Consider the following 16,145-nt stretch of genomic DNA (forward strand, 5'->3'; position numbering starts at 1 on the left):
CGAGGTGTCGGTTCCGCGCATCGGTACGGAATGCCGACCTTCGGTCACTTTAGGCACATGTGGCACGGCTTCGCAGGGCTCAGCTCCGCAGGTGGCGCTCCATCCAGTCGGCGGCGGCACGGCGGAACAGCCGCCTGTTCTCGGCACGCAGGAAGTCGTGACCCTCGTCGCGCAGGGTGAGGAGCTCGGCCGCGTGCCCGCGTTCGCGCGCGGCACGCACGAACTGCTCGGACTCTCCCGGCGGCACATTGGTGTCGTGCTCCCCGTGCACCGCCAGCAGCGGCACCCGCAGGTCGTCGACGCGGCTCATGGGGGAGAGGGACCGCAGCAGCGCGGCGTCGTGCTCCGGGTGCCCGTACTTGTGCGAGGCCGACTCCGCGATCCACGGTTCGGTCCCCGCGAAGAACGTCGAGAAGTCCGACATGCCGCAGACCGCCACGCCCGTGCGGAAGACCTCCGGGTGCCATGTCAGGGAGGCGAGGGTCAGGTACCCGCCGTAGGAGCGGCCCATGACCGCGAGGCGCCTCGGGTCGGCGAGTCCGCTCAGCACCGCGTGCGCCGCGCAGTCGGCCACGTCGTCGATCGCGGCGAACCGTCCCGCGCCGAGGTCGGCGTCCGTGAACGAGCGACCGGAGCCGGACGAACCGCGGACATCGGGCGCGAAGACGTCCAGGCCCCGCCCCAGGAGCTCGTGGTACAGCGGATCGAGGACGGGCCGTTCCTGCTCCTCGGGGCCGCCGTGCAGATGGACCACGCACGGCGCGGGGGCCCCGGGCTTCCGGCCGGGCGCCCGGTAGTACCAGCCGGCCAGGGGCAGCCCGTCGCGCGCCTTCAGCCGCAGGCGAGTCGGGCGCACGGGCCGGCGGCCCGGGGGGACGGCGTCCTGGTCCCGTGACGACCAGGAGGTACGCGCCGGGGGAGCCGCGCCGGGCAGCCACCACACGCCCGGTCGCCGCTGGGACCCGGACAACGCCAGGACCGCTCCCCGGGGCCCGGACCGGCCGATCCGCGTGACCACCTCGTGCGGCAGGGGGATCGCGCGCCGCACGGGCGGCCCTGGCGACCCCTCGGTGCCGGTGCCCTCGGCCCCGCGCGCACCGGCACCCGCGCGGGCGGTGCCGGTGGCCGGGGACGGCCGTGGCCGAGTGGCCGGCCCGCCGTCCGCGGGAAGTGCGAGGGTCTCCAGACGGCTCACCCCCTGGACGTTCCAGGCGAGGACGGCCTGCCGGCCGTCCTCGGCGAACGCCAGGAGTTCGAGGTCGCAACCCTCCCGCTCGGCCACCACGGACATGCCGGACCACTGGCCGTGCCGGTCCAGCGCGGCGGCCAGCAGCGCCGCGAACTCGCGCCGGTGGTCGCTGCGCAGCCACACGGTGCGCCCGTCCGGGGAGAACCGGCCGATCCACGGATCGCCGTCGGCGACCGGCACCACACAGCTGGTCCGCAGGTCCGACATGCGCAGCACCACCGCCTCCCGGCGACCGCGCGGCCCCCGGCGCAGCAGCGCCAGACGGCCGTCCCCGCTGACGTCGCACACGCGCAGTGTGGCGGCCCCCCGCTCCAGGGCGATCAGCGTGGGAGAGGCCGGACCATCGAGGTCGATGAGATAGGCGGCCAGCGTGTCGCGGCCGTCGGGCCCCGTACCGTCACGGTGTTCCTCGGGCGAGGGCCCCGGCGTGACGTCCCCCCAACGCGCCCCGCCGAGCAGCGTCGCAGGCCCGTCCCGGCCCGACCAGCCGGGGGGAAGCTCCACGGCGTACGCGTCCGGCCGGGCGAATCCCGGTTCGGCGGCCGTCCCCGTACCGCCCTCGCCCCAGCGCGCGACAGGCGGTCCGGCGACGGTGACGGCCAGGGCAGAGCCGTCCCGCGTCCAGCACCCCAGGTGCGCGGAGCTGCCCGGTTCGGCGCCCGCGAGGATCCGGCGGCGGCTGCCGTCCGGGCGTACGCACAGCACCCGGGTGTGCTCGCCGCCGCCCGGCGCGGTCGTATACGCGATCCAGCGCCCGTCGGGCGACCACGCCACCTCCGTCACCGGGTCCGGGTCCGAGTCCAGCAGGTGCGGCTCACCGCCGGCGGCGGGTCCGGTCCACAGCTGGGGCACTCCGGTCCGGTCACAGATGAAGGCGACGTGCTCACCCGTCGGGTCGGCCGACGGGTACCAGCACCCGTGGGCGATCAGCGGCTGCGGGGCGTCCCTCGGGCCCTGCGCGTCGGCGAGCGGCAGGGGGGTGGGGGCGGCGCACGCGGCGAGGCGGCGGACCGGCCCCGCACCGGAGCCGGTACCGCCCGTCACCGCGGGGCCCGGCGCGCCACCTGCCCCGGCCCCGGCCTCGGCCCCGGTCAGTGGATTCCGTGCGTCTGCAGCCATATCTCCAGCAAGGCGACTTGCCACAGGGCGTTCGCCCCGCGCTTCGTACGGTGGTCGTCGGGGGCGCTCAGCAGTTCCCGGACGTACTCGTCCCGGAAGACACCGCGTGCCCTGGCCTCGGGGGCCGACATGGCCTGCCGGACCCGTTCGAGCACGGGACCGGCCATATGGCGGATGGCCGGCACGGGGAAGTAGCCCTTGGGCCGGTCGACCACCTCACGGGGCAGCACACGGCGCCCGGCGTCCTTGAGGACGCCCTTGCCGCCCTGGGCGAGCTTCAACTCCGGCGGACAGGCGGCCGCCAGCTCCACGAGCTCGTGGTCCAGGAACGGCACCCGTGCCTCCAGGCCCCAGTCCATGGTCATGTTGTCGACACGCTTCACCGGATCGTCCACGAGCATCACCTCGGTGTCCAGGCGCAGCGCCGCGTCCAGGGCGGTCTCGGCGCCCGGGGCGGCCATGTGGTCCCGGACGAACCGGCCCGACACATCCTCGCCGGGCAGCATGTGCGGCTGGAGCACCCGGGCCAGTTCGGCGTGCGTCCGGTCGAAGTACACCTCCGCGTACCGCTGCGGCTCCCGCGCCCGCTCGACCTCCGCCATCGCCGGATACCAGTGATAACCGGCGAACACCTCGTCGGCGCCCTGGCCGCTCTGGACGACGGAGACCTCCTTGGACACCAGCTCGGACAGCAGATGGAAGGCGACCACGTCATGGCTGATCATCGGCTCGCTCATGGCCGCGATCGCCCCCTCCAGGGCGTTCGACACCCGGTCGGAGGGCACCATCAGCTGATGGTGCTCGGTGGCGAACCGCCGCGCGACCAGATCGGAGTACGCGAACTCGTCGCCCTCCTCACCGCCCTCCGCCTCGAAGCCCACACTGAACGTGGCGAGGTCCCGCTGGCCCTGCTCGGCGAGCAGCGCCACGATCAGACTGGAGTCCAGGCCGCCGGAGAGCAGCACTCCCACGGGCACGTCGGCCACCATCCGCCGGCGCACGGCGGTGCGCAGCGCCTCCAGCACGGCGTCCCGCCAGTCGGCGGCGTCCATGCCCGCGTGCTCGGGGCGCCGGGTGTACGACGGCCGCCAGTAACGGTGGTCGCGGTAGGTGCCGTCCGGCTCCACGACCCGTACGGTGGCGGGCGCCAGCCTGCGCACCCCCGTGAGGACGGTACGGGGTGTCGCGACGGTGGCGTGCCAGCTGAGGTACTGGTGCAGGGCCACCGGGTCCAGCGAGGTGTCCACCTCACCGCCCGCCAGAAGGGCGGGCAGCGTCGAGGCGAACCGCAGCCGGCCGGGCGTCTGCGACAGGTACAGGGGCTTGATGCCGAGCCGGTCGCGGGCCAGGACCACCCGGCCCGTGTCGTGCTCCACCAGGGCGAAGGCGAACATCCCGGTGAAGTGGTCGACACAGTCGGTACCCCACTGCCGGTACGCCTTGAGCACCACCTCGGTGTCCGAGGAGGAGAAGAAGCGGTGCCCGAGCCCGCGCAGTTCCTCGCGCAGCTCCTGGTAGTTGTAGACGCACCCGTTGAAGACCCCGGTGAGCCGGGCCTCGTTGTCGGTCATCGGCTGGGCGCCGCGCTCCGACAGGTCGATGATCTTCAGCCGCCGGTGTCCGAGGGCCACCGGGCCCTGTGACCAGATGCCCCGGCCGTCGGGGCCGCGCGGCGCGAGACGATCGGTCATGCGCTCCACCGCGGCCAGATCGGGACGGCGGTCGTCGAAGCGGATTTCCCCGCTCAGCCCGCACATACGGCACCTCCGGCCGTCGGCGCGTCCCCCGCTGCATCCGGGGCGTCGGCCCCCTCCTCGACGAGTGTGGGAAGAACCATTGCTACTCCTCGTGCGTGGGAAGCGGGGGTGCCGCCCGGCCGACCGGCTCGGCGGTGTCCGGCAGCCCGCTCCGATCCGCCGGGTTCCCCGCCGACCGCGGAGTAAGCCCCGGTGATCCGGACGCCCCGGCGCTCCGCCATCGGGACCGCCGGCACGTACCGCGCCGGGCATCCCGGTGACTCCCGTGGCCGTCCGGACCTGGAAGAGCGTCACGGCAGCGGTGCTGGGCACCAGCAGGGCCGACACCGTCCAGCCGCACCGGCCCGAGCACCGCCGCATGCCTCCACGGGCCCTCCCCGTAAGGGCCCGCGGGCACCATTCGGGCTCGCCGCCCCCGCCGAACGGGCACCGTGACGGCCGCACCGAGCCGTCCGGACGCGCCCCACCAGGGAAGATCCACGACCGGAACGGGCACGAACGGGCACAGCCCGAGCGGCGAAGAGCCTGGTCGCGCCGTCGCCCGGGTTGTACAAACGACGCATGAGCCCGAACGGGCGCCCGAGCCGCGGCAGAGCAAGGACATGTGTGGTGGACACCGACGAACGCAGACGAGCCATTCTGGACATCGCCCGCCAGGACGGGTCCGTCGCGGTGAACCGGCTGGCCACGGAACTGGGGGTGGCCAAGGAGACCGTCCGGCGCGATCTGCGGGCACTGGAGGAGCACGGTCTGGTGCGCAGGACGCACGGCGGCGCGCACCCCGTGGAGAGCGCCGGATTCGAGACCAGTCTCGCCTCCCGCACCACCCGGCTGGTGCCGCAGAAGTCCAGGATCGGAGCAGTGGCGGCGGACCTCATCGGTGACGCCGAGACCGTCTTCGTCGACGAGGGCTTCACCCCCCAACTGGTCGCCCAGGCCCTGCCCAGGGACCGGCCGCTGACCGTGATCACCGCCTCGCTGGCGGTCGCCTCCTCGCTCGCCGACGCGGAGAGGACCGCCGTCCTCCTGCTCGGCGGACGGCTGCGCGGCGCGACGATGGCCACGGTCGACCACTGGGCCACCCGGATGCTCGCCGGATTCGTCATCGACCTGGCGTACATCGGGGCGAACGGCATCTCCCGCGAGTACGGCCTGACCACCCCCGACCCCGCGGTCTGCGCGGTGAAGGCCCAGGCCATGCGCAGCGCCCGGCGCCATGTGTTCGTCGGCGTCCACACGAAGTTCGGCGCGGTGAGCTTCTGCCGCTTCGCCGAGGTCGGCGACTTCGAGGCCATCGTCACCGACGGGGGGCTGCCCTCCGCCGAGGCACAGCGCTACTCCCTGCTCGGCCCCCAGGTCCTCCGCGTCTGAGCCCACTCACCGCCCGCCCCCCGTACCCCTCCCGCACGGCTCGTCCAGCGGCCCCCTCCCCCATAACTCCCGCCTCCCGCCGCCCGGGAGGCGGGAGAGCGGGACCGCCGCACCCCCGCACAGGCCGACACCGCGCACCCGCACCCGCCCCGCGACCCCGCCCGCTCCCGCCGCGCCCTCGCCCGCCCCGGCCGGCCCCGTACCACCGCGACCCCTCGCACCCTCGCCCCCGTACCACCGGCCCGCCCCCTCGCACGGCCGGCCGGCCCGCGCACCCGTCACGTCCGCCCGCCGTACCACCCCACCAGGCAGGGGCGGTCCGGCACGGCCGCAACGAACGTCAGGAGACCCCATGCCCATCCAGCCACGAGCACGCGCCGTCAGGGTCCGCGTCCGCGTGGGCGCGGCCGCGGCCGCGACAGCACTCATCGCGTCGGGCTGCGCCGGAGCCGGTGGCACCGCCTTCGGCGGAGGCGACGCGCTGAACGTCCTCATGGTGAACAACCCTCAGATGGTCGCCCTGCAGAAGCTCACCAGGGACCACTTCACCCGGCGGACCGGCATCAAGGTCAACTTCACGGTGCTCCCCGAGAACGACGTCCGGGACAAGATCAGCCAGGACTTCTCCAACCAGGCCGGCCAGTACGACGTCGCCACCATCAGCAACTACGAAGTGCCCTTCTTCGCCGAGAACGGCTGGCTGCACGACCTCGGCCCCTACACCGCCCAGGACCGGGCCTTCGACCAGGACGACATCCTCGACCCCGTCGAGGAGGCGCTCACCGCCGAGGACGGCAAACTCTACGCGGAGCCCTTCTACGGCGAGTCGTCCTTCCTCATGTACCGCAAGGACGTGTTCGCGCAGGCCGGACTGACGATGCCGGCCAGGCCCAGCTGGCAGCAGGTGGCGGAGCTGGCGGCCCGCGCCGACGGAGCCAGGGACGGCATGAAGGGCATCTGCCTGCGCGGCCTGCCCGGCTGGGGCGAGGTCATCGCCCCGCTCACCACCGTCGTCAACACGATGGGCGGCACCTGGTTCACCGACGACTGGCGGGCCCGCCTCACCTCACCCGAGTTCGCCAGGGCGACCCGTTTCTACGTCGACCTCGTACGCCGGCACGGAGAGGCGGGCGCCGCGCAGTCCGGCTACGCCGAGTGCCTCAACAACATGACGCAGGGCAAGACCGCCATGTGGTACGACGCCACGGCCGGCGCCGGCTCCCTGGAAGCGGCGGGTTCCCCGGTCAAGGGCCGCATCGGCTACGTACCGGCGCCGGTGGACCGCACCGCCGCCTCGGGCTGGCTCTACACCTGGGCCTGGGGCATGCAGAAGGCATCCCGCAAGAGCGACCGGGCGTGGAAGTTCATCTCCTGGGCGTCCGGAAAGGAGTACGAGAACCTCGTCGGCGAGGAACTCGGCTGGACCCACGTACCGGCCGGCAAACGCGCCTCGACGTACGAGAACCCCGCCTACCGCCGGGAGGCCGCGGCCTTCGCCGACGTGACCCGGCGGGCCATCGCCACGGCCGCTCCCGGCAACCCCGGCACCCAGCCGCGCCCCGCCCCCGGCATCCAGTTCGTCGGCATCCCCGAATTCACCGACCTCGGCACCAGGGTCTCCCAGGAGATCAGCGCGGCCATCGCCGGCCGGCAATCCGTCGACGAGGCGCTGAGGAAGTCCCAGACCATGGCCGAGAAGGTCGCGAAGGAGTACCGGTGACCACATACGCGGCGCCACCGTCGGCGCCGGCCACGCCGTCCCGCCACCCCGCGCCCCGCCCCCGCGCGGTACGCGCCTGGGCCACCCGGGCACCCCTGCTCCCCGCTCTGGTCTTCCTGATCGCGGTCACCCAACTGCCCTTCGTCGCCACACTGGTGATCTCACTCTTCGACTGGAACTCCCTCGACCCCGAGGACCGGGCGTTCACCGGGCTGTCCAACTACGCGACCGTCGCCACCGACCCCGCCCTGCGCGAATCGGTCCTGACCACCGTGGTGCTCACCGCGACCGTCGTGGTGGTGAGCGTGGTGCTCGGGCTGCTGCTCGCCCTGCTCCTGGACCGGGCGTTCTTCGGCCGGGGCCTGGTCCGCACCCTCCTCATCACACCGTTCCTCATCGTCCCGGTCTCCGCGGCGCTGCTGTGGAAGCACGCCCTCTACAACCCGGAGTACGGACTGCTCAACGGCGCCCTGTCCTGGATCGGAGGGCTGCTCGGCGATCCCGAGCCCGCCCAGCCCGACTGGATCTCCGGCATGCCGCTGATCGCCGTCGAAGCCGCCCTCGTCTGGCAGTGGACGCCGTTCATGATGCTCATCCTGCTCGCGGGGCTCCAGAGCCGGCCGGCCGAGATGATCGAGGCGGCCCGGCTGGACGGCGCCGGGGCCTGGCAGATCTTCCGCCATCTGACCCTCCCGCACCTGCGCCGGTACCTCGAACTGGGCACCCTGCTGGGCTCCGTGTACATCGTGCAGAACTTCGACGCCGTCTTCACGATCACTTCCGGAGGACTGGGCACCGCCAACCTCCCGTACACCGTCTACCAGACCTTCTACCAAGCCCACGAATACGGGCTCGCGTCCGCCGCCGGGGTCGTCGTCGTGCTCGGCACGATCGTCATCGCCGCCTTCGCCCTGCGCGCGGTCTCGTCCCTCTTCCGCGAGGAGGCGACCCGCTGATGGCCGCACTCGACGTCCGCCCCGGCACACGGCGCACCGGGCGCCGTCCCGCCCCGTCCGACGCCCGGCCCGCGGCACGGCGCGCCCGCCGCCGGTCGGCCGCACTCGGCCTGCTCGCCTGGGTGGCGGGCCTCGGATTCTGCCTGCCGGCCATGTGGATGCTGCTCACCTCGTTCCACTCGGAACCGGACGCGGCGACCAACCCGCCCTCGCTCGCCGCGCCGCTGACCCTCGCCGGCTACCGGGAGTTCTTCGGTGCCCGGACCGGTGTCACCCCCTGGCCCGCCCTGATCAACTCCCTCACCGCTTCCGTCTTCTCGACCCTGCTCGTCCTCCTCCTGGCCCTGCCCGCGGCCTACGCGCTGTCCATCCGGCCGGTGCGCAAGTGGACGGACGTGATGTTCTTCTTCCTCTCCACCAAGATGCTGCCGGTCGTCGCCGGTCTGCTGCCGGTGTACCTCTTCGCCAAGAACGCGGGGATGCTGGACAACGTCTGGCTGCTCGTCATCCTGTACACCTCGATGAACCTGCCGATCGCGGTGTGGATGATGCAGTCGTTCCTCGGGGACATCCCCCTCTCCATCATCGAGGCCGCCCAGGTCGACGGCGCCCGGCTGCCGACCGTGCTGGCCCGGGTCGTCGCACCCGTCGCCGCGCCCGGCATCGCCGCCACCGCCCTCATCTGCTTCATCTTCAGCTGGAACGAGTTGCTCTTCGCCCGCGTGCTCACCGGTGTCGTGGCCCAGACCGCGCCCGTGTACCTGACCGGATTCGTCACCAGCCAGGGCCTGTTCCTGGCCCAGCTGTGCGCCGCGTCCGTCGTCGTCTCCCTGCCGGTGCTCGCCGCCGGTTTCGCCGCCCAGGACAAGCTGGTCCAGGGCCTTTCGCTAGGAGCTGTCAAATGAGGGCCGCAATCGTCGAAGCCCCCGGCAAGGTGACCGTCACGACCGTCCCCGACCCGGCCCCAGGCCCCCGGGAGGTCGTCGTCGCCGTCGCCTCGTGCGGTCTGTGCGGCACCGATCTGCACATCCTGCACGGGGAGTTCGCCCCCGCCCTGCCCCTCGTGCCCGGACACGAGTTCGCCGGGGAGATCGTCGGTGTCGGCAAGGACGTCACCGGACTGGCCGTCGGTGACAAGGTCGCCGTCGACCCGTCCCTGCACTGCCACGAGTGCCGCTACTGCCGCTCCGGCCGCGGCAACCTCTGCGACCGGTGGGCGGCGATCGGTGTCACCGAGCCGGGCGGTGCCGCCGAGTACGCCGTCGCACCCGTCGCCAACTGCGTCCGGCTGCCCGACCACGTCGACGTACGGGACGCCGCCCTGATCGAGCCGCTCTCCTGCGCCGTGCGCGGCTACGACGTGCTCAACGGCAGTCTCGGAGCGGAGGTCCTCATCTACGGGTCCGGGACCATGGGCCTGATGATGCTGGAGCTCGCCAAGCGGACAGGGGCCGCGTCCGTCGACGTCCTCGACGTCAACCCGCAGCGGCTGGCCACCGCCGGCGCCCTCGGCTGCTCGCGCGCGGCGGCATCCGCCGACGAACTGGACCGGCCGGAAGGCTGGGACGTCGTGATCGACGCGACGGGCAACGCGGCCGCCATCCAGGACGGCCTCCGCCGGGTCGCCAAGGGCGGCACGTTCCTCCAGTTCGGGGTCGCCGACTACGCGACGACCGCCGTCATCGAGCCGTACCGCATCTACAACCGGGAGATCACCATCACCGGCTCCATGGCGGTGCTGCACAGCTACGAGCGGGCCGCCGCGCTCTTCGCCGCGGGCGTGCTCGATCCTTCGGTGTTCATCAGCGACCGGCTGCCGCTGGAGCAGTACCCGCAGGCCCTGGACCGGTTCGCGGCCGGCCGGGGCCGCAAGATCGTGGTGACGCCGTGACGGGCGTGCTGGTGATGGGCGAAGCGCTCATCGACCTCGTGCCGCTGCAGGGCGGGGAACCGGAGCTCAGGCGCGCCCAGCCCGGTGGCGCTCCGGCCAATGTCGCGGTCGGACTGGCGCGGCTCGGGACGTCGTGCTGGTTCGCCGGTGCGCTGGGCGACGACCGCTTCGCCCGGGCCCTGGAGGAGCGGATGACGCGGGCCGGCGTCCACCTCGACCTGTGCGCGCGGTCACCCTGGCCGACGGCTCTGGCGGTGGCCGACCCGGGCGAGGACCGTGACCATGGCGGGCAGGCCCCTGCGGCCGCCGGAGCGGATGCCGCCGCAGGCCCGGGGGCGCGTGCCGGCAGCGACCGCGAAGGTCCGGGCCACCGGAGACGCGAGGGGACGTCCGGAGGGGCGGCCGACGGCTGCCGTCCCTCCGGCGTGTCCAACGGTTACCGCTTCCACCTGCACGACACGGCCACCTTCCGCATCGCGGACCGCGCCGCGAGCGTCGCCCGCTTCGGCGCGGTGTACGTGGGCGGCCTCGCCGCCGTCGTGCCCCCGGCCGCCGACGCGGTGGCGGCGACCGCGCGAGCGGCCGCGGCCGCTCCCGGCACCGTCCTCGTGGTGGACCCCAATGTGCGCGAGGAGGGAGCCGACGACCCCGTGGAGGGGCTGCGGCGGCTGCGCGAGCTGTGCCTGCTGGCGCGGATCGTCAAGGCCAGCGACGAGGACCTGGTACGGCTCTGGCCGGACCGGCCCGTCGAGGAGACGTGCCGCGCGCTGGCGGGGGAGGGCCGCCTGGTCGTGCTGACCCGCGGAGCACGGGGGAGTACGGCATACCTGCCGGGAACCGGCCGGCCCGGTGCCCCGGAACCCGTGTCGGTGCCCGCCGTCCCGGTGGACGTGGTCAACACCATCGGTGCCGGGGACGCGTTCACGGCGGGCCTGCTGAGCCGGCTGGACGCCCTGGGGATGCTGAACCCGGACGCGTTGGGCGAGCTCGACGCCCGGCAGGCCCGGGACCTGCTCCGCCACGCGGCCGCGATCGCGGCCTCGGTGTGCGCGACGTCCGGCACGGAACCGGCACCGGTGGCCGTCGCCTGAGACGGATCCCGGTCCGGGCGGGTGCGGCCCGTCGGCGGCGGAGTTCAGAAGCCGCTGACGAGCCGCATGTACCGGGTCCAGTCCCACAGCGGGCCGGGATCGGTGTGGGTCGCCCCGGGTACCTCGTCGTGCCCGATGATGCGGGCACGGGTTCTCGGAATGGCGTAACGGTCGCAGATCGCGGCGGTCAGCATGGCGGACCGGAGATACATCACGTCGGTGAACCACTCGGGCCGGTCGACCCACCCCTCGTGCTCGATCCCGATGCTGCGGGTGTTGTAGCTCCAGTTGCCGGCGTGCCAGGCGATGTCCTTCTCCCGGACGAACTGGCCGATGTACCCGTCGCCGGAGGCCACCATGTAGTGGGCGGAGACCTTGCGGGCCGGATCCTTGAAGATCCGCATGGCGTCCTGGAACGTCTCCTGGGTGATGTGGATGACGACGTACTCGACCGGATAGCCGGCGGGGCGCGTCGACACGGTGTAGTTGGACGGGCTGGCCGGTATCCAGTGCGTGGTCGGGTACGAGGCGGCGGACGCCGTGCGGGTGGTGAGAGCCCCCAGCCCGGCGGTGGCGGCGGTGAGCGCCGCGCCTCGCAGCAGTCCTCGGCGTGACGGCAGGGCACGTTCCATGGAGACTCCCGGAGCAGGGGGCGTAGGGGCGTCGGTAGGTGTGTGCATGACAACCTGGCGTCATGATGCGGGCTCGTCCTCCCGTCTGCCAAGGTCTCCCGGCTCCTGCCATTGGGCCGACCAATGACCCCGAACCGCCTGGTCGGAGCAGCTGGACGCATCCGGGCGTGACCGCCGGAGCGACGCCGAGCCCGCTTCCGCGCCGCGTCCCGTCTCCCTCTCCGCCGTGCCTCTCGTCACCGCGCCGGGCGCCCCGTCGCCCACCGCTCCGGCACGGCACGGCTCGTCGAGGCGCACGGAGGGCGGGGCCGGTGCGGAAGGCCGCACCGGCCCCGCGACGTCGGGCGCGGTTTCCCCGCCGACGGACGCACCGCCTCTCCGGTGCCCGTTCTCAGCCCTTGTCCTCCTGCCCTTCCTCGCGCCGCACGGGCCCTGGGCCCGGCTTGGGGACGTTCCTGCGCCGCTGTCCGGTCCCGTCCTCCGTGCCGCGTTCGCCCTCGGCCTGGGACGGGGTCGTACGGGGAACCTCGCGGTGACCGGTGTCACCGGCCCCGCTGCCTCGGCGGTCCCTGCCGGGCTCCCGCCCGCCCTCCGCCTGGGATGGAGTCTGCTCACTCATGTCACGCCTCCCGGGAGTGGTCACCCGCCCGCGGTGCCGGGGCGAGAGCCGACGAGTACCCGGACAGCCTGAGGAGGAACGCCGGCCGTCAGGCCGCCGGAACGGTCCGGGGCACCGCCCGGCGAGCAGACCGGGGAAGCGACCGGCGAAGCGCAGCGGCGGACAGCGGCATGGGGTTCGTCGAGGCCGCCGCGCCGGACGGCAGCAGCCGGGAGGGTCTGCTCGATCGCGGATCATCGCGGATCGCGGACGGCTACGGACCACCTCCGGAAGGGTTCCCGGTCGGAGCCGCGGCTCGGTGGCGACCGGCACGCCGTGGGCGTGGCGCGGTGGGCGGGCCACCGCGGCGGTGCCCTCAGATGTGCCGCGCGGGCGGGAGGCCGGTCCAGCGCAGCTCGGCGGGCAGATGCCGCATGTCGTTGGAGACCAGGACGGACGCCGGCCGATCGGGCGCGTACCGGATGACCGTCAGGGCGGCGTTGCCGTGGTGGAGGCCGAGCCAGCGCCACTTCGGCGCGTACATGGCCTCCCGCACCAGCCACGCGACCAGGAAGTTGTGCGTGACGACCAGTTCGTGCCGGTCCTCCTCCGTGTCCGCCGGCCCGGTGAAGAGGTCCATGGCCCGCTGGGCCAGTACGGGGCCGTTCTCCCGTTCCTCGGGTGTGGCACCGGCGAGGAAGCGGAGGAAGAAGTCCGCCGCATGCGCCGGAAGTTCGTCCCTCGCCGGCATGTGGGGAACGTAGTCACCGGCGGCCTCCGAGAGGTGAAGCGGCACGTTCTCCAGCTGTTCCCCGATCAGTTGTGCGGTCTGTTCCGCCCGGGGGAGCGGGCCGTGATGCACAGCCGCGAGGGGGATGTCCCGCAGGCGCCGGCCGAGCAGTACCGCCTGCCGGCGGCCGTCCTCGGTCAGTCCGCTCTCGTCCGGCGACGCCTCGCCGTGCCGGACGAGATAGGGATAGCGGGTGGCTGTGCCGGTCATTCCCACTCCTTCGAGCCCATTCCTGATCTTGTCTATCGGTGGACGCCGGCCCCTCGGCGCCGGTTCCTCCGCCGCGGTGGACGGCGCGGCGGAGGACCGCGACCCGCCGCACGAGGCGAGGGCCCGCCGGGGGGGGGAGGAGGAGGAGCGATCCTCACGCCGCACGGCCTGACCCCGGGGTCCGCCGGGTTCACCGGCCCCCACGAACGTCGGTCAACTCCCCGCTAGGATGCGGCTCATGGACATCGTGATCCCGCTCTTCGACCGCTTCGAGCCGCTCGACGCGATCGGACCGTACGAGGTCCTGGCCCATGTGCCCGGCGCGACCGTACGTTTCGTCGCCCCCGAGCCGGGCCTGGTGCAGGACGTGCTGGGCGCGCTGCCGGTGCACGTCCCGACCAGGTACTCCGAGGTGGAGCACTGCGACGTCCTGCTGATCCCCGGCGGGGGAGGCGCCTGGACCGTGGCGGACGATCCGGAATTCCTCGACTGGGTCCGCCGCATCCACGCCGGCACCCGCTTCACCACCTCGGTCTGTACCGGAGCCCTGGTCCTCGGGGCGGCCGGTCTGCTGAACGGCCTGACCGCCACCAGCCACTGGGGCGTGATCGCCGAACTGGAGTCTTACGGCGCCGTCTACACTCCCGAACGGGTCGTCCGTCAGGACCGGATCATCACCTCGGCCGGGGTGTCCTCGGGTATCGACATGGCGATCCGGCTGGCCGCCCTGCTCAGCGACGAGACCACCGCCCAGGCGATCCAGCTCTACACCGAGTACGATCCGCAGCCCCCCTTCGACACCGGCTCGGTGGCCAAGGCCCCGGCCGAGGTGCTCGAACGGGCTCGCACCCTGGCCTAGGGAGTGTCTTCAGCGTCCCGTCCGGCCGGGCGACCCCTGGCACGCACGCTCAACGCGTCGTCGTCAGTCGCCCATGCTCCGCAGGGTCTCGTTCCTCCGCCTTGCCATCCCCAGCGCCGGACCCCGCTGACCCATCCGGCCTGATCCAGACGGAAGACCCTGGAGCGTGTCCGGAACCTGGACCCGCGGGCCCGGCCCCGGACCGAGAAGATCCGGGGCCGGGCCCGCGGGCGCTCGGCCGTCGTCCGTCGCTCAGTTGAACGCGGCGGCGAACATGCCGGGCTCGTAGGACCCGCCCTGCAGGCGCACGATCACGGCGAGCCGGTTGGCCGCGTTGATCAGGGCGACCATGATGACCAACGCGGCGACCTGGTCGTCGTCGTAGTGCTTGCGTACCTCGGCCCAGGTCTCGTCGGACACGCCCTGATGGGCGTCGGCGAGCCGGGTGCCTTCTTCGGCGAGCGCCAGCGCGGCCCGCTCGGCCTCGGTGAACACGCTGGACTCGCGCCAGGCGGCGACCAGGTGGAGCCGGTCCGCCGTTTCACCCGCGGCCGTGGCCTCCTTGGTGTGCATGTCGATGCACCATCCGCAGCCGTTGATCTGGCTGGCCCGCAGCGACATCAGCTCCTGCGTGGAGTGCGGCAGCGGCGACTGCTGGAGCACCAGGCCGGCGTTGGCGAACCGCTTGGCGAACTTGGCGCCGATCTCGTTCTCGAACAAGTTGAATCGGGTGTCCATGGCGTCGTCCTCACTCGTGGTGTCGCACTGTCGAACACGAGATGCCGGCGCTCCGCTCCGTGTGACGGGAAGGCGGTGTGAGGTGTGCCACTGATCGTGGGTGTCACACATCCGGGGGCACCGGCGTCTTGTGCGCGTGACACCGTCGACAGCGAACAGGCAGGAGCAGCCGGTGAACAGCAAGCACAGTGAGCCCACGCGCACGAAGGGCACGGCCGGGGAGCTCGTCGGCGGCGGAGGCGCGGACACCGCCACCGAGGCGTTCGTCGCCCACCGCAACCTGTTGTTCACCGTCGCCTACGAGATGCTCGGCTCGGCCGCCGACGCGGAGGACGTGCTGCAGGAGAGCTGGCTGCGCTGGGCGGGTGTGGACCTCGCGACGGTCCGGGACCAGCGCGCGTACCTGGTGCGGATCACCACACGCCAGGCGCTGGGCCGGCTTCGTACGCTCGGCCGGCGCAAGGAGTCCTACGTCGGCACCTGGCTGCCCGAACCGCTGCTCACCGCGCCCGACGTGGCCGAGGACGTCGAGCTGGCCGACAGTGTCTCGATGGCCATGCTGCTGGTCATGGAGACGCTCGCGCCGACCGAGCGTGCGGTCTTCGTGCTGCGCGAGGTGTTCGATCTCGGGTACGAGGAGATCGCCGAGGCCGTCGGCAAGAGTCCGGCCGCCGTCCGCCAGATAGCGCACCGGGCGCGTGCTCACGTCGCGGCGCGCCGGCCGCGCGGGATCGTTTCCCCGGCCGAGACCCGAGAAGCGCTCGACGCGTTCCGGCGAGCTGTCGAGACGGGCGACTTGCAGAGCCTGCTCGACACCCTCGCGCCCGATGTCGTCCTCCTGGGCGACGGCGGCGGAGTCAAGCAGACTGTGCTTCGGCCCATCGTGGGGGCCGACAAGGTGGCCCGGCTGCTGGTCCACGGTCTGGGCAGGGTCACCACGCTGTCGCTGCGACCGGTGCAGGTCAATGCCCGCCCGGCGCTGGTGATCCGGCTCGACGGCGAGATCGACACCGTCATGGCGGTTCGCATCGACGACGGCCTCATCACCGGCCTCTACGCCGTGCGCAACCCCGAGAAGCTGTCGCACATGCAGCGCGAGACCACCCTGCGCCGCTGAACCGCTGAACCGGTGTGAACCGGTGGCCGCACGGAGGCGGACGGGGC

General features: G+C 72.9%; 14 protein-coding genes. 8 read left to right on the plus strand and 6 right to left on the minus strand.

Annotated elements, in window-relative coordinates; translation table 11 throughout:
* Positions 1-79: 79 nt before the first annotated feature.
* Complete coding sequence (locus tag PUR26_RS20010; RefSeq protein ID WP_329873783.1) at positions 80-2,368, minus strand: prolyl oligopeptidase family serine peptidase; 2,289 nt, start codon at positions 2,366-2,368, stop codon at positions 80-82.
* The gene (locus PUR26_RS20015; RefSeq protein ID WP_329873784.1) at positions 2,341-4,125 is read right to left on the minus strand and encodes an N-acetylglutaminylglutamine amidotransferase; all 1,785 of its coding nucleotides are present in this window, start codon (positions 4,123-4,125) and stop codon (positions 2,341-2,343) included. The genes PUR26_RS20010 and PUR26_RS20015 overlap by 28 nt, the downstream gene beginning before the upstream one ends.
* A gap of 609 nt (positions 4,126-4,734) precedes the next feature.
* Here PUR26_RS20015 and PUR26_RS20020 point away from each other — a divergent pair.
* From PUR26_RS20020 to PUR26_RS20045, 6 genes are all read left to right on the plus strand, one after another.
* A complete protein-coding gene (locus tag PUR26_RS20020) occupies positions 4,735-5,496 on the plus strand; it encodes a DeoR/GlpR family DNA-binding transcription regulator (protein WP_329873785.1) in 762 nt (253 codons plus the stop codon).
* Between the two features lie 352 nt (positions 5,497-5,848).
* On the plus strand, positions 5,849-7,216 hold the full coding sequence (locus PUR26_RS20025) for an ABC transporter substrate-binding protein (protein ID WP_329873786.1): 1,368 nt from the start codon (positions 5,849-5,851) through the stop codon (positions 7,214-7,216).
* Complete coding sequence (locus PUR26_RS20030) at positions 7,213-8,172, plus strand: carbohydrate ABC transporter permease (protein WP_329873787.1); 960 nt, start codon at positions 7,213-7,215, stop codon at positions 8,170-8,172. The genes PUR26_RS20025 and PUR26_RS20030 overlap by 4 nt, the downstream gene beginning before the upstream one ends.
* Positions 8,172-9,077 carry a carbohydrate ABC transporter permease gene (locus tag PUR26_RS20035; RefSeq protein ID WP_329873788.1) on the plus strand — a complete coding sequence of 302 codons (906 nt, stop codon included), beginning with the start codon at positions 8,172-8,174 and terminating at the stop codon, positions 9,075-9,077. The genes PUR26_RS20030 and PUR26_RS20035 overlap by 1 nt, the downstream gene beginning before the upstream one ends.
* Positions 9,074-10,063, plus strand: coding sequence for a zinc-dependent alcohol dehydrogenase family protein (locus tag PUR26_RS20040; protein WP_329873789.1), 990 nt, complete (start codon positions 9,074-9,076; stop codon positions 10,061-10,063). The genes PUR26_RS20035 and PUR26_RS20040 overlap by 4 nt, the downstream gene beginning before the upstream one ends.
* Positions 10,060-11,154 (plus strand): PfkB family carbohydrate kinase, encoded by a 1,095-nt coding sequence (locus PUR26_RS20045; RefSeq protein ID WP_443077113.1) that lies wholly within the window; start codon positions 10,060-10,062, stop codon positions 11,152-11,154. Before PUR26_RS20040 ends, PUR26_RS20045 begins: the two co-directional genes overlap by 4 nt.
* A 44-nt stretch (positions 11,155-11,198) precedes the next feature.
* Here PUR26_RS20045 and PUR26_RS20050 read toward each other — a convergent pair whose 3' ends face one another.
* The 3 genes from PUR26_RS20050 to PUR26_RS20060 form a co-directional block, all read right to left on the minus strand.
* The gene (locus tag PUR26_RS20050) at positions 11,199-11,786 is read right to left on the minus strand and encodes an N-acetylmuramoyl-L-alanine amidase (RefSeq protein ID WP_329873790.1); all 588 of its coding nucleotides are present in this window, start codon (positions 11,784-11,786) and stop codon (positions 11,199-11,201) included.
* A gap of 391 nt (positions 11,787-12,177) precedes the next feature.
* Positions 12,178-12,405: a hypothetical protein gene (locus tag PUR26_RS20055; RefSeq protein WP_329873791.1), complete on the minus strand. Its 228-nt coding sequence runs from the start codon at positions 12,403-12,405 to the stop codon at positions 12,178-12,180.
* Between the two features lie 355 nt (positions 12,406-12,760).
* On the minus strand, positions 12,761-13,384 hold the full coding sequence (locus PUR26_RS20060) for a histidine phosphatase family protein (protein WP_329873792.1): 624 nt from the start codon (positions 13,382-13,384) through the stop codon (positions 12,761-12,763).
* Between the two features lie 238 nt (positions 13,385-13,622).
* On the opposite strand from PUR26_RS20060, the gene PUR26_RS20065 reads away from it, so the two are divergent.
* Entirely contained in the window at positions 13,623-14,243 is a 621-nt protein-coding gene (locus PUR26_RS20065; RefSeq protein WP_329873793.1) for a DJ-1/PfpI family protein, read from the plus strand.
* Between the two features lie 252 nt (positions 14,244-14,495).
* Here the strand turns inward: PUR26_RS20065 and PUR26_RS20070 are convergent, their stop codons facing one another.
* Entirely contained in the window at positions 14,496-14,981 is a 486-nt protein-coding gene (locus tag PUR26_RS20070) for a carboxymuconolactone decarboxylase family protein (RefSeq protein ID WP_329873794.1), read from the minus strand.
* A gap of 172 nt (positions 14,982-15,153) precedes the next feature.
* Between PUR26_RS20070 and PUR26_RS20075 the strand changes: the two genes are divergently transcribed.
* Positions 15,154-16,098: an RNA polymerase sigma-70 factor gene (locus PUR26_RS20075; RefSeq protein WP_329873795.1), complete on the plus strand. Its 945-nt coding sequence runs from the start codon at positions 15,154-15,156 to the stop codon at positions 16,096-16,098.
* The last annotated feature ends 47 nt before the right edge of the window (positions 16,099-16,145 follow it).

The organism is Streptomyces sp. SP18CS02 (assembly GCF_036322365.1).
GTDB lineage: Bacteria > Actinomycetota > Actinomycetes > Streptomycetales > Streptomycetaceae > Streptomyces.